Genomic DNA, 25314 nt, shown 5'->3' on the forward strand with positions numbered 1-25314 from the left:
CACGGCGGCGCGAAAAAAACTCACGGGCCCTCCGTCTCCCCGGTGCCGGCCAGCAGCGCGGAGAGGCTCTGGTCGAGCTGTCCGGGCACGTCGCGCAGGAGGCTGTGCAGCTCGCCGGAGGACAGGCGCAGGCGCTCGGCGAGCCGGGAGCGGGTGCCCTCGAGCACCTCCTCGCGGGCGCGGGCGAGCCACCGGGAGACGGTGGACTTGTGGGTGCGGTACGCGGTGCCGATGCGCTCCAGGCTCAACCCCTCGACGAAGTGGAGGCGCAGCACGGTGCGCTCTCGCGAGGGCAGGGCGGCGAGGGCCTCGGCGAGCGCGGTCTGGAAGTCGGCCCGGTGGCGCTGGCGCAGGAGCCTCCAGCTCGGGGTGGGTGCCGCCGGGGAGGGTGGCCTCGGCGAGGGCCTCCTCCTCGGCGCGGGCCTGGCGTTGGGCGGAGCGGCGCAGGTTGAGGGCGGTGCGGACGGCGGCGGCGCGCAGCCACGCGGCGAGCGGCCCCTGGCCCAGGTAACCGGCGAGGCGCGGCGGCTGGCCCGCCTCGGAGGTGAGGAGCTTCTCGCGCAGCACCTGGCACACCTCGGAGGCGGCATCGGCGCCCGGGTGCACGCGGGCGACGGCGGCGGCCAGCTTGGGGAGGAAGTGCGCGTCCAGGGCGGCCTGGGCGGCGGCGTCCCCGTGAACGCAGGCACAGGCAAGGAAGAGGTCCGCGGCGGGGAGGGCGCGCAGGGTGCGCTCGGGCTCGGAGGCCGGGACGAGGCGCTCGGCGAGGTGGCGCAGGAACACGGCGTCCTCGAGCCGCACTCGGGGCCACGCCGCGCGGGCGGAGGCGAGCAGCTCCGCGAGCACCGTCTCCAGGGAGGGGAGCTGCGCGTACAGGCGGGCCTCGGGGCGCAGGTGGGGAACGAGCAACCGGGCGAGCGGTGGAAGGTGGGACATGGGGGTGGTGAGCCCGGCCGGGATTTACAGGGTGGAACGGGCCTCCCCTCCTTTCTTACAGGGACTGGGAAGGCTGTTTGAACCGGGAAGTACCGGAATTCCCCACCTGAGGAGCGCCGCGTCTCCCCGGCTGCCGCGAGGAGAACAGCGCAAGTGATGGGATGAGGACGGAGGACCCGTCCTGGCAGCGCCCTTCCCCGTCCGCTCCCCGGCACAGCCCATGCTTGTAGCTCCGAGGGACAGGGCCGTGGCGGGAGTGGTTCCCGGGTGGCGGTGCGGGGGTGGTGATGGGAGTGCGGGAGCTGAAGGAGCAAGCGCTGGACCTGTACTCGAGGCGGAAGTTCGCCGAGTGCGCGCGCACCTACGGGAAGCTGCTGGAGCTGGACCCGAGGGATCCACACCTGTACGTGCGCCACGCCGAGGCGTGGAGACGGGCGGGAGACAGGCAGAAGGCGATCAGCTCGTACCGGACGGCGGCGGAGCTGTTGCTGCAGCTCGGGTGCGAGGCGAGGGCGCGGGCGGCGTTGAAGGTGGCGCTGGAGCTGGACCCGAGGGACAACGAGGTGGCGCGGGCGCTGGAGCGGCTGTCGGCCGCGCACGCGCAGCGCCAGACGGTGCACGTGCCTCCCGCGGTGCCGCCACCCTCGCGCATTCCCGAGCACAAGCGGGACATGGTGGAGCTGCACACGCGGCAGGCGAATGTCCCGGGGCGGCTGGCCCTGCCCCCGGCACCGGCCGCGCCCGCGGCGCCCCTGCCCTCTCCGGCCGAGGTGCGCAGGCTGTCGGGGAACACGATCGCCATGAGGGCGGCGCCGGGGACGCGCTGGGTGGTCATCTCCTCGCGCACGCCGCTGACGGCCTACGAGGTGGATGACCTCGAGCGGGTGATGTCGCGGGAGTTCACGCTGGAAGTGACCGTCACGCCCGAGGGTTGAGCGGGTAGCGGAACGGGACGCGGGCGGCCTCGGCGACACTGCGCGCGGTGAGCCCCGCGCCCGCGGCGACAACCAGACGAGCAGCGCAGGACCTCATGCCCGGTGCGGCGCAACGCCGTGGCGAGCGCCAGCATGGGTTGGAAGTCGTGGCGAGAACGCACCGGGCGCCTTCCGGCCGCGCGGCGTGCCAACTGGTCCAACAATCGGACCAGTTGCTCCCCTTCGCGGCCGGAACCTCCCCCCGGACTTCCCCCTCCTGGCTTAGAGGGCCGCGAAGTCCACCGGCTCCTCCCCGGTGTCGTGCTCCGGCTCGTGAGAGAAGAGCTCGTGCGCGTGGGAGGCGTTCTGCTCGGCGGGCTCGGTGGCCTGCACCATGGCCTCACAGTGCTCGCTCTTGCGCTTGGGGTGGCAGTGACGCACCCCGTAGACGTGGTGGCAGCCGCACGCGTCCACCCGCTTCTTGCTGCACACGGCCGGGTTGAACACCGGCGCCGTCTTCACCTCCACCGGCCCCGCGTTCACGGTCACCGCCACCAGCAACGCACCGAGAATCCCCATCTCCCTACCCCCTTGAAGCTCCGCAATAGGAATGGGAATTCTTCAGTGAAGGGGCAACTGCGGGCGCAATATGGATGACATCCGCCGGACGCCAGCCGTTGACCGGTCGCAAGCCCGGCCGCTCGCTTTGTCCGTCAGCATCCAGAGGACGCTTCCGTCGCTGCCAGCGGTTGAATTCATCCGGGAGGAGACGCCATGAGCTGGACGCAAAGGTTGGAGAAGGTCGCCGAGGGCCACTTCGTCCTGCCCAAGACGAAGACGATGCGGGTGGATGCGCACCTGTTCCTCTCGGACAAGCTGCTGTGGGGCGAGGGCCCCGAGCTGCCGGGCCTCGAGGAGGGCGTCTTCGATCAGGTGGTCAACGCGGCCTCCTTCCCGGGAGTGACGCGGGTGGCGGTGACGCCGGACTGTCACCTGGGCTACGGGGTGCCCATCGGCACGGTGGTGGAGACGGACGGCATCCTGCTGCCCACGGCCGCGGGCTACGACATCGGCTGCGGCATGGTGCAGCTCAAGACGACGCTCACGGCCGAGGACGTGGCGGACCCGGCGAAGCGCCGTGAGTGGATCAACGAGGTGACGAAGCGCATCGCCGTGGGCGTGGGGGCCTCACGGGTGCAGAAGCAGCGCAGCATCAACGCGCGCACGTTCGCCGAGGTGGTGCGCCACGGGGCCAAGGCGCTGGGTCGCGGCGCGTCCACGACGGAGCGCGACTTCATCCCGGTGGAGGATGACCGGGTGGACATCCCCGAGCGGGCCTACGACAAGAGGGACCAACTGGGGAGCCTCGGGGGCGGCAACCACTTCACGGAGATGCAGGTGGACGAGGACGGCCGCGTGTGGGTGATGTTGCACACGGGGAGCCGGGGCTTCGGGTGGAACATCGCGAAGCACTACTTCGTGGAGGGGGCGGCGGCGCTGGGGCTGAGCAAGCGCAGCGAGGACTTCATCTGGCTGGACGCGGAGAGCCGGCTGGGGCGCGAGTACTGGAACCTGCACAACATGGCGGCCAACTTCGCGGTGGCCAACCGGCTCATCATCGGCGAGGCGGTGTGCGCGGCGCTCGAGGAGGTGTTCGGCGGGACGGCGGACATCTATTACGAGATTTCGCACAACCTCATCCAGAAGGAGGCGGGGAAGTTCGTGGCGCGCAAGGGCGCGACGCGGGCCTTCCCGGGCGGGCACCCGGCGCTGCGCAAGACGCAGTGGGAGAAGACGGGGCACCCGATTCTCATTCCGGGCTCGATGGAGACGGGCAGCGCCATCCTCTTCGCGGAGGAGGGGGCGGAGCAGTCCATCTACTCGGTGAACCACGGCTCGGGGCGGAGGCTGTCGCGAGGCGAGGCGCGGCGGGTGCTCAACCAGTCCGAGACGGACCGGCGCATGGCGGAAGCGGGCATCCTGCTCAACACGCGGACGACGCCGCTGGACGAGTCAGGGCCCTGCTACAAGAACCTGGACGACGTGCTCGACACGGTGGAGATGGCGGGCCTGGCGAAGGTGGACAAGCGCCTCAAGCCCATCGCCTGCATCAAGGGAGCCGACTGACGGGAGCCGGCTGACGGAAACCCTGGCGGCCCAAATCCCCACCGCGCCCCCACCCCTCTCCCCTCGGGAGAGGGACAGGGTGAGGGTATCGGATGTCCCAGGTTGAATCCGTGTCCGCGTTACAGGCTCGCGGACTGGCCCGCCCACGGCGAGTCGTGCCGGTGCTGCCGCTCCTCGTCCTGCGCGGCGCCGAGCCGCCCGAGCACGGGGGCCACGTACTGGCGGAACAGGCTCGCATCCGGCACCTGCCAGCCGGGCTTGCCCTCTCCGCCGCAGTCGGGGCAGTGGGGCTGGCCGAAACAGACACACGCCCCGCAGGCGGCGGCCAGCTCGGCGTTGCGCTCGAGGACGCTCTCATAGGCGGCGAAGTCCACACGCCGGCGGGCGTTGCGGCGGCGCTCGCCACGCACCCGGCCCGCCTGAACGGCCTCGTCCTCGTTGGCCAGCGTCTTCATCCCTGCCGCGAACTGTCGAGCGTCCATGCTTCCTCCCTGGCGGAGTGAACTGCCCACGTCTTGCGCGTCCATGAGACTCCCCCCACTGCGGGGTGACAGTTGCAACAGCCGGGACCGTCCGTCTCACCCTCGGTACTCATGATAGGGCTATCGGACGAAAAGCCATATCCCCGACGCCTGAAATGTGAAGTTTCTCCCGGAGAAAGACGTATGTCTTGCCCGTATCAAACAGATACAGCGGCGAGAGCCGGAATAAAGACTCACCCATTTTTCCCATCTTCCAACCAATCCCTTCTCAAAAACCCGGAAGCGGAAGGCCCGGCGAGGCGCGGCGGCGCCCGCTGAGTGGTGCCACCCGGAGGCCTCCGTCAGAGGGAGCGGAGCCGGTGGAGGCTCCCGCTGCCGGCGCGGGGTGTTGCCTATAAAACCGATTTAGCCGAAAAATCCCGCATTTTCTGTTACATTGGGAAAAACTGGGTCTCCCCTGGCAAGAGATCGGACATCCCCCATGCGGGTACGGAACGAGCAGGCCACAGCGGCGCGGACGCGTATCCCCTGGCAATCCTTGCAGTCTTTCGGAAGCGAGCGGCTCGCCGCACTGTGTCAGGCGGTGGGCTTCGACGGGCGGGATACCCAGACAGTGCGGCACACGTTCGAGCGCATGTGCGGCCCGTGGGGAAAGCAAGACATTGGAAAAATACCGGCCTGGCGTTCCGACATCACGGATGACCACACGCCGTTCGAGCTCTCGTTGGCCATGGAGGGGGGCCAGCCCGAGGTGCGCTTCCTGCTGGAGGCGCAGGGGGAGCCCACCACGTTGCGCTCGAGCTGGGAGGCCGCGCTGGCGCTCAACGAGCGGCTGCACCGCGAGCTGGGCGTTGCGCTGGAGCGCTTCGAGCAGGTGAAGGAGCTCTTCGAGCCGGTGGATGCACGGGCCCGCTTCGGGCTCTGGCATGCCGTCTGTGTCGCGCCGGGGGGAGCCCCCACGTTCAAGGTGTACCTCAACCCGTCCGCCGGGGGCCCCGAGGGCGCGGAGGAGCGGGTGCGGCGGGCCTTCGAGCGGCTCGGCTGCGCCGAGGCGTGGCGCTTCCTGTCCACGGTGGCCATGCGCCGGGGAAGCCTGGACCAGCCCCTCTACTTCTCGTTGGACCTCTCGGAGCGGCGCGCCGCGCGCATCAAGGTCTACCTCGCCCACCGGGAGGCCTCGGCCGAGGACATCGAGTCCGTCCTGTCGCGGGCCCCCGAGTACGTCCCCGGTGAGGCGCGCGGCTTCTGCCAGGCGTTGCAGAAGGGCGTGGGCCGCTTCCGCGGTGCCCGGCCGACGCTCACCTGTCTGGCCTTCACCTCCGACGAGCCCCGGCGTCCCTCCAGCATCACGCTGCACTTCCCCATCCGCTGCTACGCGGCGAACGATGCCGAGGCGTTGCAGCGCATCCGCCCCCTGCTGGACGCGGAGTCGCGCGCCTTGTTGGAGCGGTCGGTGAAGGCGCTCGCGCGGCGGCCGCTGGAGGACGGGGTGGGGCTCATCCAATGGGTCTCCATGCGGCGGCAGGGTGGCGGGCGGCGGACCACCTTCTACCTGGCCACCGAGGCCTACGGCGGAGCGCAACCATGAAACGGGTCCTGCACCACATCGAGCAGCGCAAGGTGGAGCTGGCGAGGTCTCCCTTCATCACCTTCGTCGAGGACACGAGCCTCGAGCCCCAGCGGCGGCTGAGCTTCGCCCCGGGCCTGGCGCCCTTCGTGATGGGGTTCGCGGATGTGAACAAGTACGTCCTGCGTGACGAGTCCTCGGAGGATCCCCTCCAACGGCTCATCAACACGCATACGCGGGAGGACGACCACCACTGGGGCATGTTCCTGAGGGACCTGCGGACGCTGGAGCTGAACGCGCCGATGGACTTCACCGGGGCGCTCGAGCGGCTGTGGGGGGAGCAATGCAAGAAGGCGCGCCAGCTCATCTACGGGCTGGTGGCGCTGGTGTCGGCGGAGAGCCCGGTGATGCGGCTGGCGGTGGTGGAGAGCGTCGAGGCGGCCGGGAGCGTGGGCTTCAGCCGGTTCAGCCAGGTGGCGCGCGAGCTGGAGGCGAAGACGGGCAAGCGGCTCGTCTACTTCGGGGAGGCGCACGAGGGGCTGGAGAGCGGCCACGTGATGGGGAGCGGGGACGCCGAGGCGGTGCTGGCCGGGCTGGTGCTGACGCCGGAGCAGGTGGAGCGGGCGAGAGGGCTGGTGGACAAGACCTTCGCCCTCTTCCACGCGATGGGGGAGGAGCTGTTGGCCCAGGCCCGGCGGGGCCAGGAGGGTACGCGGCCCGCGGCGTAGCCCCGCGCCCGGGGTACGAGAGCGCCCACACGCCCCGGGTGGGCAGGGGCCTCAGTGGGCTCGTCGGCCTCCGGGAGGACACGCTAGAATGGTCGGCCAAGATGACCGCGCCGGCCCCTGCCCCCACCCATCCGCCCTCCCGTGAGACCGAGCTCGCGCGCGCCGAGTCCGAGCTGGCCAGCCAGGAAGCGAGGCTCGGGGAGCAGCTCACCCGGGCGGCGGCGGAAGCCGAGACCCTGTCGCGCCGGCTGCTGGAGTTGAGACAGCAGGTGGAGCGGGTATCGGCCGAGCGCCCGGAAGACGAGCACGTGCGCGGAGCGGGCACGCGGCTGGAATCGGCGTCGGTGCACACGGGCGGCACGGAGGAGGCCCGGGAGCGGGCGCTGGCGGCGCGCCACGAGGCGGTGGAGGCACGGCGCCGGGCGGCACAGGAGGCACAGCGGACGCTGCAGACGCTGCAACAGCTCAACGCGCGGGCGCAGCAGGACGTGGCCGAGGCGGAAGCGGGGCTGAAGCGCTCGGCGGAGGCGGCGGCGAAGGCGCAGCGGGAGCGCGAGGCGGCGGCGCGTCAGCGGGAGCGCGAGGCGGTACAGGGACGAGCGGCGCGGGCGGTGGCGAAGGGGAACACGACGCAACTGGATCCGAGCCCGCAGGGGGCGCGATCGCGGGTGCGGATGGTGGCGGCGATCGACCAGCGCAGCGACTCGAACTTCTTCACGGGCTTCACCACGAGCATCCACGAGGGAGGCATCTTCGTGGCGACGGTGCAGTCGGTGCCGAGAGGGACGACGGTGGACCTGGACGTGCTGCTGCCGGGGACGCGGTCGATGACGGTGACGGGGGTGGTGCGCTGGACGCGCGAGGTGAACGACAAGACGCCGGAGCTGATGCCAGGGCTGGGCGTGCAGTTCAGCTACCTGCCGCCGGAAATCACCTCGGTCATCACGGACTTCGTGGCCACGCGCGAGCCGATGTTCTTCCCGGACTGAGCATCTCCCTCAGCAACACTTTCCCCTCTCCCCCCGGGAGAGGAGCCCCCCGTCGTTCAAAGGGGGGCAAGCCCCCCGGGGTGAGGGTGCCACAGACCCCAGGTTGAACCCGTGAGGGCCCCCGCGAGCGAGAGCAGCTCCTCCAACAACCCATCGCGGTCGGGATGAGCCTGGACAGACTCCCACGGACGGCGTGTCTGTCTCCTCCGCCCGGTGCGATGACCGTGGCGTGAAGATGCAACGCTTTGGCGCGTAAATCGAAGCCTTCCAGGCAATACCCGTATAAACAGGAGACCACAAAACACCGGAATCCCGCTCCGGCGTCCTTTCTCCGCGGTCCTGAAACGAGCCCCTCCATGAAGCGCTTCATCGTGTCCGCCCTGTCCGCCCTGCCCCTCCTGCTCTCCGGCTGCAACATGGGCCCCATGGAGGAGGGCGAGGCCCTCGTCGCCGAGGTCCCCGTCGCCGAGGAGCTCGCGGCGGTCGAGCAGAAGGTCACCGTGCTCAACAGCTCGGGCGTCCTCTACAGCGACAGCCATGGACGAATCACCTACACGGTCACGAACACGGGCGACAACACCAAGGCCCAGCTCGTGCTCAGCACGGCGAGCCACATCACCTGGTGGAAGTCGCTCGACGTGTTCCCCCTGTACAACGGCAGCAAGGGCGCCCGCACCTCTCGCATCGAGACGAAGGACAACGTCCGCTACGTCACCACGGAGTACCGCGTGGACTCCCAGATGCCGGCCGACTACCGGTTGGAGTTCTGGAAGGCCGGTGCCTTCAACGTCGGTGTGTACGTGACCTTCATTGACCTGAGCCTGAACGACACCAAGGGCAAGCGCATCACCTTCAAGTGGGAGCAGGACTGAGCCCCGTCCCCCCTCGTCACAGCGCCACACCCACCTCGAGCAGGGTGAGCCCATACATCAGGCCGAGCCCCGGCCTGTCCGTGCCCGCGCCCACCCCCAGCTCCAACACAGACACCTGCGCGCCTCCCAGCGTGAAGCGCGCGGGCGCCAGCGTCAGCCCGAGCCCCACCGAGGGCCCCGCCACGGGCACGGGGTGCTCGGGCGTCAGGAAGTCCAGCCTGTCTCCGAACAGGCCCGTGAGGCTCACCAGCGCGGCGGGTGCCCACCACCCCTGCCGCTGCACGCCCGCCCCCACCCGCACCGCCAGCGCCGAGCCCAGGCCCGTCAGGCCACTCGCGTCCACCTGCAACAACCACCGCCCGTCCACCGTGTCGCGCAGGCCGAAGCCGCCGCCCACGCCCCCGTGGGTGCGCGCCGCGGAGAGGTACGCCGTCACCCCCGAGCGCCCATACAGCGTGAGCTGGTGACGCGGGGGCTGCGCCTCCTCGCTCGGGGCGGGCGAGGTGGCCAGCGTGGAGAGCACCAGCAGCGCGGAGACACTCATGGCAGCGGACCCTCGGCCCAGAAGGAGAGCCCGGCCGCGGACAGCCGGGTGACGTCGGTGAGGAAGTCGAAGTCCAGCGTGGCGGGCACGTCGCTGGCCTTGTGGTAGTGCGGATTGCGGAAGTTGGCGGTGTCCGTGAGGAAGAGCGCGCTGTGCCCCGCCATCCAGAAGGGCGCGTGGTCGCTGCGCATGAGGTTGCCCGAGGCCGGGCCCGAGCCATCCTTCGGCGTCACCACGCCCCGCAGGAAACCGCCGTACCCCAGCCGCTCGCCCACCGCGTACAGCTCCTCCAGCCGCGGGCGCGACTGCTCGTTGGCGACGGCCGCGAGGAAGTCCCCCGTGCTCGGAATGGGGAAGCCCGGCAGGCCCTGCTGCGCGCCGGGACGTGCATCCTTGTAGGCGATGCAGTCGAAGATGAGCGAGGCGACAATCTCCTCTCCCGGGCGGGACTGCACGTAGCGCGTGCTGCCCACCAACCCCAGCTCCTCCAGGTCGAAGCCCACGAAGCGCACCGTGCGCGCGAAGCGCTTGCCCGCGGCCAGCCGCGCCATCTCCAGCAGGGCCGACACGCCCGAGCTGTTGTCATCCGCGCCCGAGTAGTACGCGTCGTAATGCGCCCCCACCACCACCACCTCTTCGGGGTGCTCGGCGCCGGGCAGCTCGGCGACGACGTTGACGGTGGGGAAGCGCTCATCCTCCGTCTCGTGCGTGCTGACGGTGTAGCCGAGCGCCTCGAAGCGCGCGCGCACCAGCTCGCGGGCCTTCTCGCGGGTGACGTGGCACACGGGCCGGCGCGTGGTGTCGATCACCGACGTGTCGAAGAGGGCGCAGTCGAGCGGCGTATCCGTATCGTGGGCGGCGACGAGCGCGTCCACGTCCGACACCAGGCGGGCCCGCTCCACGCCCGAGGCGAAGTCTCCGGCGCGCGAGACGGCGGCGTCCTCGACGGAGGGCCGCGAGGCACAGGCGCCCGCGGTGAGCAGCAGGAGCGCGGCGGACAGGGCCCTCACAGCGTCACCCCCAGGTGGACGAGGCCGAATTGCAGACGCAGCGTGGAGCCGGGCCGGTCGAGCGTGGTGCCCCACTGGAGCTCCAGGGCGCTCACGGTGAAGCGGCGGAAGGCGAAGCGCAGGGGCGCGGCGTGGACGGCCACGTAGGCGGGCCCGAGCTGCGCGGCCTGCTGGCGCGAGAGGTCATCGGGGAAGCCGCCCTCGGGCGGAAGGATGATGGGCAGGCCGCTCACGCCCAACTCGGGGCCCACCGCGGGCTGCCACCGGCCCAGGCGCGTGAAGAGCAGGGCGCGGGCGTAGACCTCCACCGGGAGGTTGCCGCGGCCCGCGGGAGCCCAGCGCAGACCGCCGCCGAGCCGCCAGGCGCCGAGCTCGTACGCATAGGAGGCGTCGAGCCCGAGCCGGGGCGCGGTGACGTTGTAGACGCCACCGTTGGTGAGGGTGACGGCGGTGACGCCGAGGGACACATCCTGTCCGGCGGCCGCGGCGCCCGGGAGGAGCGCGGCGGCGAGGAGCAACCAGGGGCGCATGGGCGGGGGACCCTATCCCGCACGCGCCGGGGAAGGCTACGCCCCGATCATCGCCACGCCGGTGATGAGCCCCTCCAGCACCCGGTGGTGCACGGCCATCCGGAGAGCAGCCAGCCGGGCGTCAACTCCCTCTCCCTCTGGGAGAGGGCGCCGGCCGAGCATCCGCGCCCCCAACGGCCCCTGGCCCGTCCCCGCGCCACTCCCCACCTTTGCGGCGAACCAAGCCGAAGGGGAGCGGGGAATGCGCGTCCATCATCTGAATTGCATCACCATGTGCCCACCGGGCGGGCGGCTGATGGATGGGCGTCGGCGGCCCAAGGGCGTACCGGCGGCGCTGGTGTGCCACACCCTGCTGGTGGAGACGGAGCAGGGGCTGGTGCTGGTGGACACGGGCTTCGGGCTGGAGGACGTGCGCAACCCGAGGCCTCGGCTGAGCCCCTTCTTCCTGACGCTGAACCGCCCGAGCTTCAACGAGGAGATGACGGCGATCCGGCAGATCGAGCGCCTGGGCTTCAAGGCCGGGGACGTGCGGCACATCGTGCTGACGCACCTGGACTTCGATCATGCCGGAGGGCTGGACGACTTCCCGGCGGCGCGGGTGCACGTGATGGCGGCCGAGGCGGAAGCGGCGGTGGCGCAGGCGACGTGGCTGGACCGGCGGCGCTTCCGGCCGAGGCAGTGGAGCACGCAGCCGCACTGGGTGACGTACCCCACGCCGCGCGGGGGCGAGCGCTGGTATGGCTTCGAGTGCGTGCGCGAGCTGGCGGGGCTGCCGCCGGAAATCCTGATGGTGCCGCTGGTGGGGCACACGCTGGGGCACACGGGCGTGGCGGTGCAGCTCGCCGACAGGTGGCTGCTGCACGCGGGCGACGCGTACTTCTTCCACGAGGAGATGGATCCACACCAGCCGCGGTGCACGCCGGGCCTGTTGGCCTACCAGGAGCTGATGCAGAAGGACGGGCGGCTGCGGAAGCTCAACCAGGAGCGGCTGCGCGAGCTGGTGCGCCTGCACAGCCAGGACGTGCGGGTCTTCTGCGCGCACGACGCCGTGGAGTTCGAGCGCCTGGAGGAGGAGTCGCGCGCCTACGACCCGGCGCTGCGCGGCCAGACCGTGGTGGTGGTGGAGGCGAAGGTCCAGCTCCCCGAGCCGCCGCTGCCGAACATCCCCACGGTGTGAGGCCGGCGGGACACTGGCAGGTGAGACCTGGAGCCCCAGGGCTCCGGGGCTGTTAAGGTGTGCCCGTGATTCGCAAGGTGCATTTCAAGAACTTCCGCTCCCTGCGGGACGTGGAGCTGACGCTCGAGCCCCTGACGGTGCTCGTGGGCCCCAACTCGTCCGGGAAGACCACCGTGCTGGAGGGGCTGCGCTCCTATGGGCGCGAAAGCTTGGGCCCGTCTGACTTCTGGCAACAGGACACGTCGCGGATCGTCTCCGTCGACTGGGTTTACGACGTCGGCGACCCGCTGAGTCTCCAGGCCAGGCTGCACAATCCGTTTGGTCATTCCAGCCGCGCAAACGCCCACCCGTACCAATCACTCGCACTCGACCTGGCGGCGCTTCGACGGGAAAACGTCCTGGCCCTCGCTCGGAGGCTGTCTCAAAACGGGGACAACCTCACCAACGTCTTCGCCTCCCTGTCGCGCCAAGAGCAGGCCGCTGTCGCCAAGGAGTTGTGCCGGCTCGTCCCGATGTTCAGCGATGTGGACCTCCAGCCCACTGCCGCGGGGCAACACCGGCTGCGCTTCCAGGATCGCTGGAGGCCAGACTTCTGGCTCGCACCCGATCAGGTCTCCGACGGCACGATGCTGCTGTTGGCCTTCCTCGTGCTCCAGTACCAGAACCCTCCAGTGAGCCTCATCACCATCGAAGAGCCCGAGCGGGCGCTGCACCCCTATCTGCTCGATGAGCTCATCCAGATGCTGCGCAAGATGACCACCGGTGAGATTGGCAAGAAGCCCGTCCAGGTCGTCCTCGCCACCCACTCCGCCGAATTGCTCGACTACGTCCGCCCCGAGGAGGTCCGCTTCCTCACCCGCTCGCAGCAGGACGGCTCCGTCCAGGTGAATCAGGCCACCACTGATACGACCAACTGGCGGCGCGTCTACGAGGAGTACAACCAGTCCCTCGGGAACATCTGGCTCTCGGGTGGCATGGGCGGCGTTCCCGGGGCCTGAGCATGTTCCGTGTCGTCGTCTACGCCGAAGGCCCAGGCGAGCTCTCCGGCCCGGACACGAGCCGCCAGCGAGCCCCGGGCACGTCCCTCACCGAGGATGAACTGGGCGCGGCCCACCTGCTCGTGCGCCGCTGCCTCGAACGCTCCCGCGCGCTCGCTCCTCACGCCATCCAGTTCGAGGAGCCCTTGCGCTCTCGCGGCAAGCTCGCACGAGGGAGCATGCTCCACAGCCGCACCACCCTCCGTCCCCTCCTCTTCTGGGCGGACGAGGACCTGCGGCCCGATCTCGCCATCGTGCTCGTGGATGCGGACGGCAAGGAGGAGCGGCAGGCGGAGCTCGACTCGGCACTCGAGCACCTCACGGTCGAAGCCGTCGCCGCCGTGGCCATTCAAGAATTCGAGGCGTGGCTCATCGCGGACCCCGAGGCGGTGAAGTCCGTCCTCCGCGGACCGCACTCACCGCCCAAGCCTCCCGAGCGCCTCGGGCGCCGTCAGGCCAAGGAGCTGCTCCAACAGTGGTGCGATGAGCACGCCAGCAAGCAGGACCCCCCGGAGCTCCGCCGCCAGCTCGTGCAACAGCTCGACCTGGACACGGTCGCTCGCGCTTGCTCCTCTTTCGCGGAGTTCCTTCGCAGGCTCGGGCCCGCTCGCGCGTGAGCCGCACGCGCAAACGCCCGACCCTCACCCCGGGGGGCTTGCCCCCCCTTTGAACGACGGGGGGCTCCTCTCCCAGAGGGAGAGGGTGCTCGCAACCCGAGGCCCGCGGGCTACAGCTTGATGTTCTCGTGCTTCACCAGCGCGGTGAGCGCCTCCTCCATCACCGCGCGCGCCGCCGCCGTGTACCGGTAGAGCAGCGCGTGCACCTGCCGGTCCGCCTCGTTCCGGTTCTCGCAGTGCTTCGAGTACTCCTCGAAGGCCTGCAGGCTGCTGACAATCTGCGACAGGTGGTTGGGGCACTCGCACTGCACCGCGCTGGAGACCTCGAGCAGCACACCCAGCTGCTCCGGCGAGTAGAGCGGGGCCTTCGGCGTGGCCGGCACCGTCACCGTGGACACCGCGCCCGGCGCCCCCAGTTGCAGCGCCGGCGTGGAAGCCGAGGCCGTGGGCGCCTGGGCCACCGCCGCCGCCGCCTTCACCGGCTGGGGCTGCAGCAGATCGTCCAGCACCGCCAGGTGCACGTGCGCCCGCAGCAGCGACAGCGAGATGGGCCCCTGCAGCAGCCGCACCTTGCCCGCCGGGTACTGCTGCAGCACCCCGCGCCGCGCGAAGCGGTACGTGACGATGGCGTGCCGCGCCCCACTGCCCTCCAGCAGCGCCGGCACCACTCCCGTCTGCACCCCGTTCAGCTCCAGGAAGTCCAGGGCCAGCACGTCCGGCCTCAGCCCCGGTACCTCCTCCCGGAAGGCCTCCGCCGACGTGCCCGACCACACCACCTGCACGTCCCGGAGCGCCTGCGGATTCTCCCGGAGCTGCGCCGGATAGGACTCTCCCAGAAGGGCCAGCTTCACCATGACTCACCTCGCGAACTGCCCCCAGGGTGAACCGGCCCGTAATCCCGCTCAATCGGATTAATGCACCATCCCTGGGGGCGAGGCGCGGGTGTCCACTTCCCGGCTCGCCCCCACCAGGGGAAGTTCAACGGTGAACGCCGCGCCCTCCCCTTCCCGGCTCTCCACCAGGACGCTGCCTCCGTGCGCCTCCACGAGCTGCCGGACGATGTAGAGGCCCAGCCCGAAGCCCTCCTTCTTCTCCCCCGTCGCCGGCGCCTTCTTGAAGCGCTCGAAGATGGCGCGCTGCTGCTCCGGGGCGATGCCCGGCCCGTGGTCGCGCACGCTCAGCTTCCCATGGCCGTCCGTGCGCTCCACCCGCAGCTCGATGGGCTGGCCCTTTCCATACTTGAAGGCGTTGGACAGCAGGTTCGTCAGCACCCGCTCCAGCCGCAGCCGGTCCCACCGCCCCACCACCCCCGGCTCCACCTCCAGCACCAGCCGGCTGCCCACCTCCGCCGCCTGCTCCGCGTGCCGCTCCACCGCCTCCTGCGCCAGCTCGCCCAGGTCCACCTCCCCCAGCTCCAGGTCCAGCTTCCCCGAGGACAGCCGCGACAGGTCCAACAGGTTGTGCAGCAGCCGCCCCAACCGCTGCGTGTGCCGCACCGCCGCGGTGAGCACCTCGCGCAGCTTCTCCGGGTCCGACGGGGGCGCGCGCCGCAACTTGCCCAGCATCAACTGCAACGCCTGCAAGGGATTGCCCAGGTCGTGCGCCGCCACGCCGATGAGCTCCAACGCCGCCTGCGCCTCGCGCAACAGCCGCGCGTTCTCCAGCGAGAGCGCCGCCCGGCCCGCCAGCTCCTCGATGAACACCTGGTTCGTCTCCGCGAAGCGCTGCTCCGGCCGCTGCGACACCAGCATCAACACCCCCACCGAGTGCCCCGCCGCGCGCAGCGGCACCAACAGCAACGAGGCGGCCTCGAGCTGCTGGAACCGCTCCAGGTCCCCCGCCCCGCCGGCCACCTCCTTCAACTGCTCCAGCGTCACCTCGGGGATGCGCTCGGTCCTCCCCGAGCGCAGCGCCTGCCAGGCCCCGTGGGGCCGCCCGGGCTTCGGCCCGCCGCTGCGCTGGAGGAGCTTCCCGGAGGAGTCGCTCCTTCTCCGGCGAGACGTGGAGGACGGCGCGCGGCTCCAGCTCGTCCTCGGGCGTGAGCAGGAAGAGCAGGCACCCGTCGGCCAGCTCCGGCACGAGCAGCCGCGTCAGCTCCACCACCGCGTGGTCCGGATCCTTCTCCGTGAGGAAGAGCCGCTCGGCCTCGGTGAAGAGGTGCTGGGCGCGCTCCATGCGCTTGCGCTCCGAGCTGTCGCGCGTGAGCACCGCGAAGCCCTCGAGCCGCCCGTCCGCCCCGCGCAGCGCGGTGAGGAGCGACTCGGCCCAGAAGCGCGAGCCGTCCTTGCGCACCCCCAGGCCCTCCCACTCCCGCCGTCCCTCGCGCGCCGCCTGCTCCAGGTCCCTGCGCGGCTGGCCCTCCTGCCGCGCCTCCGGGGAATAGAAGATGTCCACCGTGCGGCCGATGATCTCCTCGGCCCGCCAGCCATGGATGCGCTCGGCGCCGGGATTCCAGCTCACCACCCGGCCCTCGGGATCCATCATATAGAGGGCATAGTCCTTCACCCCCTCCACCAGCAGCCGGAAGCGCGCCTGGCTCGCCTGGGCCTGGTGGTGCAGGGGCCCCAGCGCGCGGGTGAGCACCCAGGCCAGCCCCATGGCCACCAGCAACCCCAGCGTGGCCACGGCGATGATGAGCCAGAAGGCCCGCTGCTCCGCCTGGTCCGCCCGCAGCGTCCGCTGGGTGAAATCGTCCTCGGTGTACCAGGACAACCAGTCGAGCACCTCGTAGGTGTGGCCGCGGGCCACGCCCACCCGCTCCTGGTGCACCGCCAGCTCCTCGCGCGAGACGCCCCGCGCCTGGGCCTCCCTCAGCGCCCGGTAGGCGTCCTCGTGCGCCTGCTCGGCCTGGGCCAGCCCGTCCAACAGGCCGCGCTCGCGCTGCCCCTCCTCGTGCGAGCGCAGGACCCGCAGCAGCGCCTGGAACTGGAGGCGGGCCTGCCGCGCCTCCTCCAGCAGGGACGCCTCGCCGGTGAGCGCATGGCCGTGCTCGCTGGCGAGCTTGTCACTGAAGGCCCGGTGAAGCTGCTCCACCGCCACCCGGTGCCGGACGGCGCTCTCGGAGATGTGCTCGCTGCCGGTGAGCACCGAGCTCAGCGCGAGCGCGGTGATGGCGGCGATGGCCAGGGCTACCCCCAGCGAGGCGGCGAACCCCACGGCGATGCGCCTCGCGAAAGTCCAGGGACGCCTCAAGCTCCTCCCCCTCACCCACATAGACCGGACCCAGCCCTACAAAGTGGCGCATGGGCGCACGCGTAGGAATCAGGGCTCCCGGGCAGGGAGACGTCGGAAAGCGGGCACCGCGCCTGCCCCGGGGGTGGCGCCATCCGTTCATCACCGGGCGGCTCCCACCGGGGGGCCCCTTCCGTCCCGGGGGGAGCCATCCCAGGTTGTACCCCCAGGGCCACTCGGAGGCCGGGTGGAGGGCGGGGCATGGGCGGGCGTTGGATGGGGCTGGGGTGGTGGGCCCTGGCCGCGGTGTGGCTGGCATGTGGTGGGACGGACACGACGGAGCCCCTCCCGGGCACCCTCACGCGCAACGGGTGCCAACCCCGGACGTGCGAGCAGCAGGGCCTGGAGTGCGGGACGGCCATCGACGGGTGCGGCGGCGTGCTGCGCTGTGGCACCTGCCCCGGGGGCGAGGTGTGCGGCGGCGGAGGCGTGCCCAACATCTGCGGCCCGGCGCCGTGCACCCCGGCCACCTGTGAGTCCTCGCGGAAGAATTGCGGCAGCCTGCCGGACGGGTGCGGGCGCACGCTCGAGTGCGGCACCTGCGCGGCGGACGAGACGTGTGGCGGCGGCGGCGTGCCCAACGTCTGCGGCCGGGCGCACTGCACCCCGGCCACGTGCGCGGGCCTGGGGAAGAATTGCGGCAGCGTGCAGGACGGGTGCGGCGGGGTGCTGGAGTGCGGCACCTGCGCCGGCGGCGAGACGTGCGGCGGCGGGGGCGCGCCCAACGAGTGCGGCCGGGCCGCCTGCCGGCCCTTCACCTGCGCGGAGCTGGGGAAGAACTGCGGCACGCTGTCGGACGGGTGCGGCGGGGTGCTGGACTGTGGCGCCTGCCCGGACGGCACGACGTGCGGCGGCGATGGCGTGCCCAACGTCTGCGGCATTCCCGCGTGCACGCCCCTGACGTGCTCGGGACTGGGGATGAATTGCGGCCCCATTCCGGACGGGTGCGGCGGGGTGCTGGACTGCGGCACCTGCCCCGAGGGGGAGACCTGCGGGGGCGGCGGCGGCCCCAACGTGTGCGGCCCGGCCTCGTGCATTCCCACCACGTGCGCGGCGCGGGGGAAGAACTGCGGCACCATCTCCAACGGCTGCGGCGGACTGCTCGACTGCGGCGAGTGCTTCTCCGGCCAGACGTGCGGCGGAGGCGGGGTGGCCAACGTGTGCGGCAGCGCGCGCTGCCTGCCGGCCACGTGCGCCGAGCTGGGCAAGGAGTGCGGCTCGATACCGGACGGGTGCGGCGGGGTGGTGGACTGCGGCACCTGCCCGGCGGGCGGGACGTGCGGCGGCCGCGGCGTGCCCAACGTCTGCGCGGCGCCCGCCTGCCAGCCCTACTCGTGCGCCTTCCTGGGGAAGAACTGCGGCACGGTGACGGACGGGTGCGGCGGGATGCTCGACTGTGGCACCTGCCCGGCGGGGGAGACGTGTGGTGGAGGGGGCGTGGCCAACGTGTGCCACCGTCCCCCGCCGGTGTGCGTGGACCGGGACCTGGGCAGCGCGCTGCCGGTGCGGCTGAAGGACAGCACGGTGTGGGCCAGCCAGGACCACCAGTCCTCGTGTGGCGGCTGGGGCTCGCCGGACCGGGCCCTGCTGTGGACGGCGCCCAGGAGCGGCACCTTCACCTTCGACACGGCGCGCTCGGCGATGGACTCGCTGCTGAGCCTGCGGCGGGACGGCTGCGCGGGCGAGGAGGCTCGCGTGCGCCACGGACGGCATCAGCTACGGCGGAGGCGCGCGGGTGTCGGCGACGCTGGAGGCGGGCCAGCGGGTGCTGGTGGTGGTGGACGGCGCCACCTGGGGGAGCAGCTTCAGCAAGGGAGACTTCGAGCTGCACATCCACGAGCAGTCGGCCACCGAGGCGGGGCACTGCTTCGACGGGGCGGACAATGACGGGGACCGGTGGGTGGACTGCGCGGACACGGACTGCCAGGCCGAGCCCTTGTGCGACGGGCGCGGGTGCGCGGACACGGACCTGGGCAGCGCGCTGCCGGTGACGTTCTCCGGGGACACGGCGCAGGCGGGAGACGGCTTCCAGGGGACGTGCGGCGCGGTGCTGCAGCATGACCGGGCGCACCTGTGGACGGCACCGAAGAGCGGCACCTTCGTCTTCGACACGGTGGGCAGCAGCTACGGCAACGCGCTGTACGTGCTGACGGGGTGCCGGGGCCTGGAGCTGGGCTGCTCGGCGAGCCGCTCGGCGGGGAAGACGGGCGCGCCGGTGGTGAAGCTGACGTTGGAGAAGGGGCAGCGGGTGCTGGTGGTGGTGGACGGCCCGGCCAGCGAGGACGGGGCCTGGCCCATCCGCTACACCCTGCACATCACCGAGTACGTGCCCCGGGAGACGGGCCGCTGTGCCAACGGCGCGGACGACGACGCGGACGGCCGCGCGGACGAGGCGGACTCCGACTGCCGGTGAAAGGCACAGCATTGCCCAGCCCAACTTGTTACGTCAGCGACCTTTGCGGTATGTAGGATTGCCCGGTGGGCCTTGAGACGAGCGTCTGAGGGTGTCCCTCGGCCACCAGCGTGACTGCCCCTCTCCTTGACAACAAGCTTGTTGGACAACTAGGTTGTTGCCCAACAAGCTTGTTGTGGAGAGCGGCATGTTCCCGGAACCCGTGCGCAAGAAGGTCACCCTCTTGGTGGACGAGCACTTTCCTTGGGAAGGAACGGTGCCCCATCGCTGGGAGGAGCGGCTCGCGTATGTCCGGCGGTGGCTTGAGCAGGAGACCGCCGTCTACCGGGCAGTCGCCACGGCGCTCATCGCCCGGATCGATCCCATCCTGTCCAGCCTGCAGCAGGGACTGCCGCCCACCGAACGGAGCCGCTTGCTCTACCGGATTGACGACCGGCACGTGCTCAAGACGCCGGAGAGCATCCTGGAGAAGATGGCCCGCCGATGGGAGAACCCTTCCCATGCGCCCCCCATCGGCTTCAACAACCTCGACGAGCTGAATGACCTGGGCCGCTTCCGCATCGTCACCAACTTCCTGTCTGACGTGGCGTGGATCTGCCAGCACCTCGAGGAGCCCTTCGACACCCGGCAACGGACTCGCCTCTCCTCACAGCAACAGACCTTGCGCCAGGAGTTCAGGCTCCAAGCCAACCGCTTCGAGGATCTGATCAAAGTGCACCCGCGGAAACGCACGAGCGGGGAGCGCTGCCGGAAGGGGCTCTTCTCCCCCAAGGCGCCCGAGCACCACACCCGCCGTGTCGAGGTACAGATCCTCACCGTGCTCCAGGAAGCCTGGGACAAGAAGGATCACTTCCTCATCTATGAACGGCGGCGCGCGGGCTACCCGGTGGACGAGGAGCATGAGCAGCTCAGCTTCAGCCTCAGCGAGCAGCTGTACCTCACCGACCGCGCCTTCGATCAGCTCAAGCAGGCCAGCACGCGGCAGGACGAGCGCGTCGGCTGAGAGCCGGAGTGAGCCCCCTCGGCCAGGAACATCCTCATGCGCCTTCGCAACGAATCCCTCAGGACCGGAACCCTGCTGGCCTTCTTCGACCGGGACAACCCCCGGCGCAACGCCAGCATTCTCTTCCTCGTCGAGGGAGCCGCGGACATCGCGCCCCTGCGAGATATCGAGAGCACCTGCCAGGAATTGATCGCTGGGGATGACCGCTTCCACTGGCATACCGTGGCCAATCAGCTCGAGCTGACGGCGGTGGACGCGCGTCTCGATTCAGCCCGTGTGACCCGGTTCGAGGTCGCCGAGTTCCACGGGCTGTCCCGGCCGGAGCTGCGCGCCCTGCTCGCTCCAGCCATCTCCCAACTGGGTGAGGCCGAGAAGGTGCGCTTCCCCAGCGCGACCCGGACGGAGGGCAGCGTGGCCAAGGGAGTCGACTTCCTGGACCGGGAGGACGAACTGGCGGCACTTCAACGACTGCTGGACGAGGGCCAGCACGTCCTGCTCGTTGCTCCCCGGCGCTCCGGAAAGACCTCGGTGTTGCATAGGCTGGCGGAGCAGCTCACCCCACGGTTCCATCCTGTGCTGCTCGACGTCGAGAAGTTCCGGAACGCCGAGGCGCTCACGGCTGAGCTGCTGGCGCGCGCCTCTTCCCAACGGTTCATCGAGGCGCTGAAGCAGGTGCGGAGCCGGGGTTGGCGGGTGGTGCTGCCCGAGGCCATGGAGGCGCTGGCGCGGGGCCCCGGTCCACTCGTGCTCATCCTGGACGAGCTGGCCTGGTTCCTCGAGCACCTCGAAGGAGAGATGGCGTACGCGCTGCTGGAGACGCTCGGAGAGGCGTTGGTGAAGACGCGTGCGCGGCTCGTCATCGCGGGCTCGCTGGATGTGGAACGGGTCGCGCGCGATCAGCTCGGCATCCGGCTCCCGGGCCTGTTCGGCAAGCTGCACCGCTTCCCTCTTCCCCCGCTGGCCAAATCGCGGCTCGTGCTCAACCTGCGCCGGGTGCTGCTCGGGACGGGTCTGGTGCTCCAACAAGGGGATCTCACCTGGCTCGTGGAGAGCGTCGACTTGGCCATGCCCTACCCCGCGATGCGATTCCTGGGACAGCTCACCTCCGTAGCCCATGATCGGCCGCTCTCGCCCGAGCGACTGGAACAGGAGTTAGTGGACGACCTCGCCAGCACTGACGCCTTCGCCGAATTGGAAGAGCAACTCAAGCAACTGGCCCAGCAGGAGCCCCGAAGCGCGGAGGCAGTGGAGGAAGCGCTTGACCGGTTGGCGCGAGCCAGTGGGCCGCTCGATGTGTCCGATGTGAAGGCAGTTCTCGGCCGAGAACCGGCAGAGCAGGCCGCGAACTTCAGCTGGTTGGTGGAGCACTTCCCCTTGAATGTAGAGGGAGAGCGCGTGGAGTTGGCCTCACGCCTCTTCCGCCGCTACTGGCGGACCCATGGAGGCGCAGGCGCATGAGCGAGAAGGTTTCTCTCTACAATCCGCGGGATACCCATCCCGAGCAGCTCGAAGCGATGCTGACGGGGCGGGAGCCCCTGCTGAAGGAGATCCTCGACAGCCTGCGCGAACAGGTGGAGGCCCCGACCCGGCAACACTGGTTGCTCCGGGGCCCAAGAGGCATCGGCAAGACGCACCTCACCGGCATCATCCATCACCGCATCAGCACCGACCCCGCCTTATCCAAAGTCTACCGCCCACTGTGGCTGGGCGAGGCGGATGTCTACGAGGTCTATTCGCCGGCAACGCTCTTGATGCGCATCGCCGAGCGGCTGGTGGAGGCGGTACCGGGTGCGAAGCTCGCGGAGGAACTCCGCACGTTGGAGGGTACCGGCGACGAGGACACGCTCTTCGAGGAGCTGGCGGCCCTCTTGACGGACGAAGCGGAGCGCCAGGAGCGCATCCTGCTCGTGCTGATGGAGAACCTGGACGCGCTCTTCGAGAGCTTCGCACCCAAACAGCGCACGGCCCAGACGCGGCAGTTGCGCTCCCTGCTGCTCGGCAACCAGCGCTTCCTCTTCATCAGCACCACGCCCACCCGGCACCTGAAGGAACTGAGCGACCCCAAGGCACCGCTCTTCGCCCACCTCAAGGAGCGGAGGCTCAACCCACTGCAGGTGGAGGAAGTGGGGGCCCTCTTCTCCAAGCTGACGCAGATCACGGGCCGCAAGGAACTGCTCGGAGAAGGTCCGGACGCCGAGTTGAAGCAGCGGATCATCCATCAACTCACGGGAGGCCTGCCGCGCTCGGCGATCATGGCTTTCGAAGTTCTGCGCGACAAGGAGGGCATCCAACCCCTCGTGGAGGACCTGCGGGTCTTCCTGGATGCACAGACGGCCTATTTCGAGGCCCGCCTGTCACGGCTCGCACCGCGCGAGCGCTCCATCGTCACCACCTTGGCGCTTGCCGACCAGAACCTCACCCTCAAGGAAATCTCCGAGAAGAGCCTGCTACCGGAGAAGTCCCTGTCCACCCACGTGTCCCGGCTGGAGCAGGAGGGACATGTGGAAGCCGTGGAGGGCACAGGCGGCAAGGGAACGCTGTACGGACTCAGCGAGGGCCTCTTCCGTATCTGGTACCAGTACCGCAAGGGCCGGTTCCTCCTGGAACCTCTCGTCCGATTCCTCGCCTACTGGTACGACCCCAATGAACTGCAGAGCGTGGCAGAGGCCATGCAACAGCGACTCACCCAGCAGGGGGCCAAGGGTGGGCACACCGCGAAGCTCACCCTGCTGCAAATCGAAGCAGCGGTCCGGTTGGCCAATTCCGAACGAGGACGGCTGGAGCGGCAGCGTCTCTGGGAGGAGTGCCGTCAAGCAGTGGAACGCGCCACTAATTCCAGCTCCTCTCCGACTCTGGCTCCATTCCTCCAACGAGCCCTCTCTGATGCCATTGCTCTGGCGGTCTCTAATAAGGCAGACAAGGCACGCGAGGCTCTTGAGAAAGCCATTGCTTCCCAAGAGCCCATGCCGGAACAGACGGCTTTCGAGTCCGCCGACTTCCTCATCCAGGAAGTCCAACAAGCAACTCACGAAGAGGGGGCTCAACATGTCGCTCTCATCGGGCTGCTCGCGGATAGCTTTGGATCCAGCCACAACACATGGGTCCGCCATCTAGCGGCTTACACGCGTGTGTTCCTGGTTGACGAACTCGAGAAACTCAATCGCATTGATGATGCGTTGGGGCAGGCAGACATCATCCTTTCTGTACCTGAAGTTCATCAGTCCAGGATGTCGAACCTACTTTTCTTGTCCGCATTGATATTCCGTGTGGGACTTTTGTATAGACTAGGCCGCCTTGAAGAGACAATTGATGCCAGCACTCACTTTCTGGAAGAAGCCAGAAAGGGCTCCTCAAACCATATCAAAGGGCTCATCCACCAAGCGCTCATGTGGCGTTCACTGGCCTTCGGTGACATGGGGCAACAGCACGAAGAGGAGAAGGCTCTTCAGGAGTTGGTGCGAATGGATGAAAAGGGCCTTGATCGGCAACTCCGCAGAGATTCGGCCCTTGCAAGACTCAGACTCATCGTATTCCAAGCTGCGGATGGTCGGCTCCCTCTCAACGACCGGCTGGGCGCCCTTGATGACTGGTTCGATCAATCTCGTGAACTGCTCTCCGACGAGCCACCCGAATTCTTCAGCTTCTTCACAGCTCTGCGTGAGTTTGCTGAAGCGGAAAGGCAAGGAAGATCTCTCCCTTCCGATAACATGTGGCGCATCTACGGGCCCATGATGAGCAAAGTGACGCCTGGAGCTGCCCTGAGCTTCCTGAAAAACCCGACAGTATTCTTCTTGAACTCTTCCCCCCAGGAACTGGCCGTATGGCTGAAAAAATTACTGGAGACCCCTCTAGCGTCCGAACACAAACAGCAGCTCCGTCTCCATCTCAAGGTAGCGGAGCTGCTGGAAATCGCCACGGCGCTGACCCCTGAAGAACGCCCTCGATTGAGACAGAAGCTCGGACGTGTGCCCGCCGAGCTTCGGGAGTTGTTCAAGTTCCTGCTGTCGAAATTGGGCTGACGGCGAAGCGACGGCTCCCACCGGCGCTCAACCGTTCCCATGGGTAGCAATGTGGCTCAGGTCTCGTAGCCGATCTGCTCGAGCACGATGATCTTCTTCGACTGGGGGAAGAGGATGACGTTGAGGCGGAACCAGCCATCCGCGCCCGGCGCCACCGCGCGCGAGTAGTAGTGCGTCATCACCTGCACGTTCTCCCACCCATTGCCATAGGTGGAGAGGATTTGCGGGTGCAGCGGCTGGAACTCCGAGTACAGATAGTCATTGAGCTGGGGATAGGTGAGCGCGGTGCCCGCGGAGTAGCCGTAGGACTCGTACTCCTGGAAGCCCAGCACCGCCGCGTCCGCCTGGGCCAGGGTGGCCGCACCCGAGTACGGCCAGGCGAAGTCGAGCCGGCGCACCGAGGCCGTCGTCCAGTCACGCTCGGCCTCGCCGGTGGCCAGCGTCGCGCTGAGCTGCGAGGTGATGGCCTGTTCCGTCAACGTGAGCTGGTAGCCCACCGGAGCCGGGGGCAGCGTCGACGGCGGCAGGCACGCCCCCGCCACGCAGTTGGTCTGCAGCCGGAACTGCTTGCCCGAGCCATTGCCCGAGCTCACCACCACGAGGTACTCGCCGCCCTGCACCACGTTCACCGCGGGCAGCTTGCTGAGCTGGCCGTAACCGGCGTCGTCGTCCTGGGCCAGCACCGTGGTGCCGTAGCTGCCGGACGCGTTCTTCGGCCCGTACACGAAGAGGCCCGTGTCCAGGTACATGGAGCTGCCCGCGTGCGTCACCTCGAGGATGATCTGCGAGCTGGCCGGCACCTGCACCTTGAAGGAGTAGTGCTGGGGATTGGTGGTGAAGTACGTCTGCACCGCGCTGCCCAGGTTCACCGGCCCCAGGTACGTGGTGGAGTCCAGGATGTTGCCGCTGGCGGGCGGCGGCGGCGCGTACAGCACGCCCTGGGTGTTCTCGCCTGTCTCCTCCGCCTGCTCCGTCCCGGCCACGTCACCACCACAGGCGGCCAGCACCGCCATGGGCATCACGGCCAGCGCCTTCATCCACTTGAGACCCATCATCATCGTCCTCGGGGTTGGGGGGGAGGATGGATGTGACATGGGGATTCGTGGAATTCAAGCAAC

The 25314-nt window shown here is 69.4% G+C and carries 23 protein-coding genes and 1 pseudogene; 14 read left to right on the forward strand and 10 right to left on the reverse strand.

The genetic code is table 11. The features are described from left to right. Nucleotides 1-20: 20 nt before the first annotated feature. Nucleotides 21-353 carry a sigma-70 family RNA polymerase sigma factor gene (locus ACN28I_RS29355; protein WP_420948740.1) on the reverse strand — a complete coding sequence of 111 codons (333 nt, stop codon included), beginning with the start codon at nucleotides 351-353 and terminating at the stop codon, nucleotides 21-23. Between ACN28I_RS29355 and ACN28I_RS29360 the strand changes: the two genes are divergently transcribed. Continuing rightward, complete coding sequence (locus tag ACN28I_RS29360) at nucleotides 277-1017, forward strand: hypothetical protein (RefSeq protein ID WP_420948900.1); 741 nt, start codon at nucleotides 277-279, stop codon at nucleotides 1015-1017. The genes ACN28I_RS29355 and ACN28I_RS29360 overlap by 77 nt on opposite strands. A gap of 206 nt (nucleotides 1018-1223) precedes the next feature. After that, nucleotides 1224-1871: a tetratricopeptide repeat protein gene (locus ACN28I_RS29365; RefSeq protein WP_420948741.1), complete on the forward strand. Its 648-nt coding sequence runs from the start codon at nucleotides 1224-1226 to the stop codon at nucleotides 1869-1871. 261 nt (nucleotides 1872-2132) lie between these two features. Here the strand turns inward: ACN28I_RS29365 and ACN28I_RS29370 are convergent, their stop codons facing one another. Then, on the reverse strand, nucleotides 2133-2429 hold the full coding sequence (locus ACN28I_RS29370) for a hypothetical protein (RefSeq protein ID WP_420945231.1): 297 nt from the start codon (nucleotides 2427-2429) through the stop codon (nucleotides 2133-2135). A 195-nt stretch (nucleotides 2430-2624) separates the two neighbouring features. On the opposite strand from ACN28I_RS29370, the gene ACN28I_RS29375 reads away from it, so the two are divergent. Then, nucleotides 2625-3977, forward strand: a complete 1353-nt coding sequence (locus tag ACN28I_RS29375; protein WP_420945232.1) for an RtcB family protein — start codon at nucleotides 2625-2627, stop codon at nucleotides 3975-3977. A gap of 119 nt (nucleotides 3978-4096) precedes the next feature. Here the strand turns inward: ACN28I_RS29375 and ACN28I_RS29380 are convergent, their stop codons facing one another. Further along, on the reverse strand, nucleotides 4097-4459 hold the full coding sequence (locus tag ACN28I_RS29380) for a hypothetical protein (protein WP_420945233.1): 363 nt from the start codon (nucleotides 4457-4459) through the stop codon (nucleotides 4097-4099). A 538-nt stretch (nucleotides 4460-4997) separates the two neighbouring features. On the opposite strand from ACN28I_RS29380, the gene ACN28I_RS29385 reads away from it, so the two are divergent. The 4 genes from ACN28I_RS29385 to ACN28I_RS29400 all read left to right on the forward strand — a co-directional run bounded on the left by ACN28I_RS29385 (nucleotide 4998) and on the right by ACN28I_RS29400 (nucleotide 8615). Continuing rightward, nucleotides 4998-6047 (forward strand): tryptophan dimethylallyltransferase family protein, encoded by a 1050-nt coding sequence (locus ACN28I_RS29385; RefSeq protein WP_420945234.1) that lies wholly within the window; start codon nucleotides 4998-5000, stop codon nucleotides 6045-6047. Beyond that, complete coding sequence (locus ACN28I_RS29390) at nucleotides 6044-6754, forward strand: hypothetical protein (RefSeq protein ID WP_420945235.1); 711 nt, start codon at nucleotides 6044-6046, stop codon at nucleotides 6752-6754. The genes ACN28I_RS29385 and ACN28I_RS29390 overlap by 4 nt, the downstream gene beginning before the upstream one ends. 101 nt (nucleotides 6755-6855) lie before the next feature. After that, complete coding sequence (locus ACN28I_RS29395) at nucleotides 6856-7743, forward strand: TIGR02266 family protein (protein WP_420945236.1); 888 nt, start codon at nucleotides 6856-6858, stop codon at nucleotides 7741-7743. A gap of 356 nt (nucleotides 7744-8099) precedes the next feature. Then, nucleotides 8100-8615, forward strand: coding sequence for a hypothetical protein (locus tag ACN28I_RS29400; protein WP_420945237.1), 516 nt, complete (start codon nucleotides 8100-8102; stop codon nucleotides 8613-8615). A gap of 16 nt (nucleotides 8616-8631) precedes the next feature. Here the strand turns inward: ACN28I_RS29400 and ACN28I_RS29405 are convergent, their stop codons facing one another. From ACN28I_RS29405 to ACN28I_RS29415, 3 genes are read right to left on the reverse strand one after another with little or no spacing between them, the layout of a single operon-like run. After that, nucleotides 8632-9159 (reverse strand): hypothetical protein, encoded by a 528-nt coding sequence (locus ACN28I_RS29405; RefSeq protein ID WP_420945238.1) that lies wholly within the window; start codon nucleotides 9157-9159, stop codon nucleotides 8632-8634. Further along, the gene (locus ACN28I_RS29410; RefSeq protein WP_420945239.1) at nucleotides 9156-10169 is read right to left on the reverse strand and encodes a M28 family peptidase; all 1014 of its coding nucleotides are present in this window, start codon (nucleotides 10167-10169) and stop codon (nucleotides 9156-9158) included. The genes ACN28I_RS29405 and ACN28I_RS29410 overlap by 4 nt, the downstream gene beginning before the upstream one ends. Beyond that, a complete protein-coding gene (locus tag ACN28I_RS29415; RefSeq protein WP_420945240.1) occupies nucleotides 10166-10699 on the reverse strand; it encodes a hypothetical protein in 534 nt (177 codons plus the stop codon). Before ACN28I_RS29415 ends, ACN28I_RS29410 begins: the two co-directional genes overlap by 4 nt. A gap of 241 nt (nucleotides 10700-10940) precedes the next feature. Between ACN28I_RS29415 and ACN28I_RS29420 the strand changes: the two genes are divergently transcribed. The 3 genes from ACN28I_RS29420 (at nucleotide 10941) to ACN28I_RS29430 (ending at nucleotide 13530) form a co-directional block, all read left to right on the forward strand. Then, the gene (locus ACN28I_RS29420) at nucleotides 10941-11876 is read left to right on the forward strand and encodes an MBL fold metallo-hydrolase (RefSeq protein WP_420945241.1); all 936 of its coding nucleotides are present in this window, start codon (nucleotides 10941-10943) and stop codon (nucleotides 11874-11876) included. A 65-nt stretch (nucleotides 11877-11941) separates the two neighbouring features. Next, nucleotides 11942-12874: an AAA family ATPase gene (locus ACN28I_RS29425; RefSeq protein WP_420945242.1), complete on the forward strand. Its 933-nt coding sequence runs from the start codon at nucleotides 11942-11944 to the stop codon at nucleotides 12872-12874. A gap of 2 nt (nucleotides 12875-12876) precedes the next feature. Continuing rightward, nucleotides 12877-13530, forward strand: coding sequence for a DUF4276 family protein (locus tag ACN28I_RS29430; RefSeq protein WP_420945243.1), 654 nt, complete (start codon nucleotides 12877-12879; stop codon nucleotides 13528-13530). A gap of 110 nt (nucleotides 13531-13640) precedes the next feature. Here ACN28I_RS29430 and ACN28I_RS29435 read toward each other — a convergent pair whose 3' ends face one another. From ACN28I_RS29435 to ACN28I_RS29445, 3 genes and pseudogenes are all read right to left on the reverse strand, one after another. Continuing rightward, nucleotides 13641-14384: a hypothetical protein gene (locus ACN28I_RS29435; protein WP_420945244.1), complete on the reverse strand. Its 744-nt coding sequence runs from the start codon at nucleotides 14382-14384 to the stop codon at nucleotides 13641-13643. 57 nt (nucleotides 14385-14441) lie between these two features. Then, entirely contained in the window at nucleotides 14442-15440 is a 999-nt protein-coding gene (locus ACN28I_RS29440; protein WP_420948742.1) for a GAF domain-containing sensor histidine kinase, read from the reverse strand. Between the two features lie 313 nt (nucleotides 15441-15753). Beyond that, a pseudogene (locus ACN28I_RS29445) lies at nucleotides 15754-16743 on the reverse strand (PAS domain S-box protein); the annotation flags it as partial. A 219-nt stretch (nucleotides 16744-16962) separates the two neighbouring features. Here ACN28I_RS29445 and ACN28I_RS29450 point away from each other — a divergent pair. From ACN28I_RS29450 to ACN28I_RS29465, 4 genes are all read left to right on the forward strand, one after another. Beyond that, the gene (locus ACN28I_RS29450; RefSeq protein WP_420945245.1) at nucleotides 16963-18648 is read left to right on the forward strand and encodes a hypothetical protein; all 1686 of its coding nucleotides are present in this window, start codon (nucleotides 16963-16965) and stop codon (nucleotides 18646-18648) included. A 713-nt stretch (nucleotides 18649-19361) separates the two neighbouring features. Continuing rightward, on the forward strand, nucleotides 19362-20177 hold the full coding sequence (locus tag ACN28I_RS29455) for a RelA/SpoT domain-containing protein (RefSeq protein ID WP_420945246.1): 816 nt from the start codon (nucleotides 19362-19364) through the stop codon (nucleotides 20175-20177). A 36-nt stretch (nucleotides 20178-20213) separates the two neighbouring features. Continuing rightward, complete coding sequence (locus ACN28I_RS29460) at nucleotides 20214-21635, forward strand: hypothetical protein (protein ID WP_420945247.1); 1422 nt, start codon at nucleotides 20214-20216, stop codon at nucleotides 21633-21635. Continuing rightward, entirely contained in the window at nucleotides 21632-24196 is a 2565-nt protein-coding gene (locus tag ACN28I_RS29465) for an AAA family ATPase (RefSeq protein WP_420945248.1), read from the forward strand. Before ACN28I_RS29460 ends, ACN28I_RS29465 begins: the two co-directional genes overlap by 4 nt. 56 nt (nucleotides 24197-24252) lie before the next feature. Here ACN28I_RS29465 and ACN28I_RS29470 read toward each other — a convergent pair whose 3' ends face one another. Next, nucleotides 24253-25254 (reverse strand): hypothetical protein, encoded by a 1002-nt coding sequence (locus tag ACN28I_RS29470; RefSeq protein WP_420945249.1) that lies wholly within the window; start codon nucleotides 25252-25254, stop codon nucleotides 24253-24255. Between the last annotated feature and the right edge of the window lie 60 nt (nucleotides 25255-25314).

This window comes from Archangium gephyra (assembly GCF_049060025.1).
GTDB lineage: Bacteria > Myxococcota > Myxococcia > Myxococcales > Myxococcaceae > Archangium > Archangium gephyra_A.

What these genes read in the sequence shown, in the direction of transcription:
- ACN28I_RS29365 (WP_420948741.1), top strand. Translation starts at nt 1,224, where the DNA reads ATGGGAGTGCGGGAGCTGAAGGAGCAAGCGCTGGACCTGTACTCGAGG.
- ACN28I_RS29370 (WP_420945231.1), bottom strand. Translation starts at nt 2,429, where the DNA reads ATGGGGATTCTCGGTGCGTTGCTGGTGGCGGTGACCGTGAACGCGGGG.
- ACN28I_RS29375 (WP_420945232.1), top strand. Translation starts at nt 2,625, where the DNA reads ATGAGCTGGACGCAAAGGTTGGAGAAGGTCGCCGAGGGCCACTTCGTC.
- ACN28I_RS29380 (WP_420945233.1), bottom strand. Translation starts at nt 4,459, where the DNA reads ATGGACGCTCGACAGTTCGCGGCAGGGATGAAGACGCTGGCCAACGAG.
- ACN28I_RS29390 (WP_420945235.1), top strand. Translation starts at nt 6,044, where the DNA reads ATGAAACGGGTCCTGCACCACATCGAGCAGCGCAAGGTGGAGCTGGCG.
- ACN28I_RS29395 (WP_420945236.1), top strand. Translation starts at nt 6,856, where the DNA reads ATGACCGCGCCGGCCCCTGCCCCCACCCATCCGCCCTCCCGTGAGACC.
- ACN28I_RS29400 (WP_420945237.1), top strand. Translation starts at nt 8,100, where the DNA reads ATGAAGCGCTTCATCGTGTCCGCCCTGTCCGCCCTGCCCCTCCTGCTC.
- ACN28I_RS29405 (WP_420945238.1), bottom strand. Translation starts at nt 9,159, where the DNA reads ATGAGTGTCTCCGCGCTGCTGGTGCTCTCCACGCTGGCCACCTCGCCC.
- ACN28I_RS29415 (WP_420945240.1), bottom strand. Translation starts at nt 10,699, where the DNA reads ATGCGCCCCTGGTTGCTCCTCGCCGCCGCGCTCCTCCCGGGCGCCGCG.
- ACN28I_RS29420 (WP_420945241.1), top strand. Translation starts at nt 10,941, where the DNA reads ATGCGCGTCCATCATCTGAATTGCATCACCATGTGCCCACCGGGCGGG.
- ACN28I_RS29430 (WP_420945243.1), top strand. Translation starts at nt 12,877, where the DNA reads ATGTTCCGTGTCGTCGTCTACGCCGAAGGCCCAGGCGAGCTCTCCGGC.
- ACN28I_RS29435 (WP_420945244.1), bottom strand. Translation starts at nt 14,384, where the DNA reads ATGGTGAAGCTGGCCCTTCTGGGAGAGTCCTATCCGGCGCAGCTCCGG.
- ACN28I_RS29450 (WP_420945245.1), top strand. Translation starts at nt 16,963, where the DNA reads ATGGGCGGGCGTTGGATGGGGCTGGGGTGGTGGGCCCTGGCCGCGGTG.
- ACN28I_RS29455 (WP_420945246.1), top strand. Translation starts at nt 19,362, where the DNA reads ATGTTCCCGGAACCCGTGCGCAAGAAGGTCACCCTCTTGGTGGACGAG.
- ACN28I_RS29460 (WP_420945247.1), top strand. Translation starts at nt 20,214, where the DNA reads ATGCGCCTTCGCAACGAATCCCTCAGGACCGGAACCCTGCTGGCCTTC.
- ACN28I_RS29465 (WP_420945248.1), top strand. Translation starts at nt 21,632, where the DNA reads ATGAGCGAGAAGGTTTCTCTCTACAATCCGCGGGATACCCATCCCGAG.
- ACN28I_RS29470 (WP_420945249.1), bottom strand. Translation starts at nt 25,254, where the DNA reads ATGATGATGGGTCTCAAGTGGATGAAGGCGCTGGCCGTGATGCCCATG.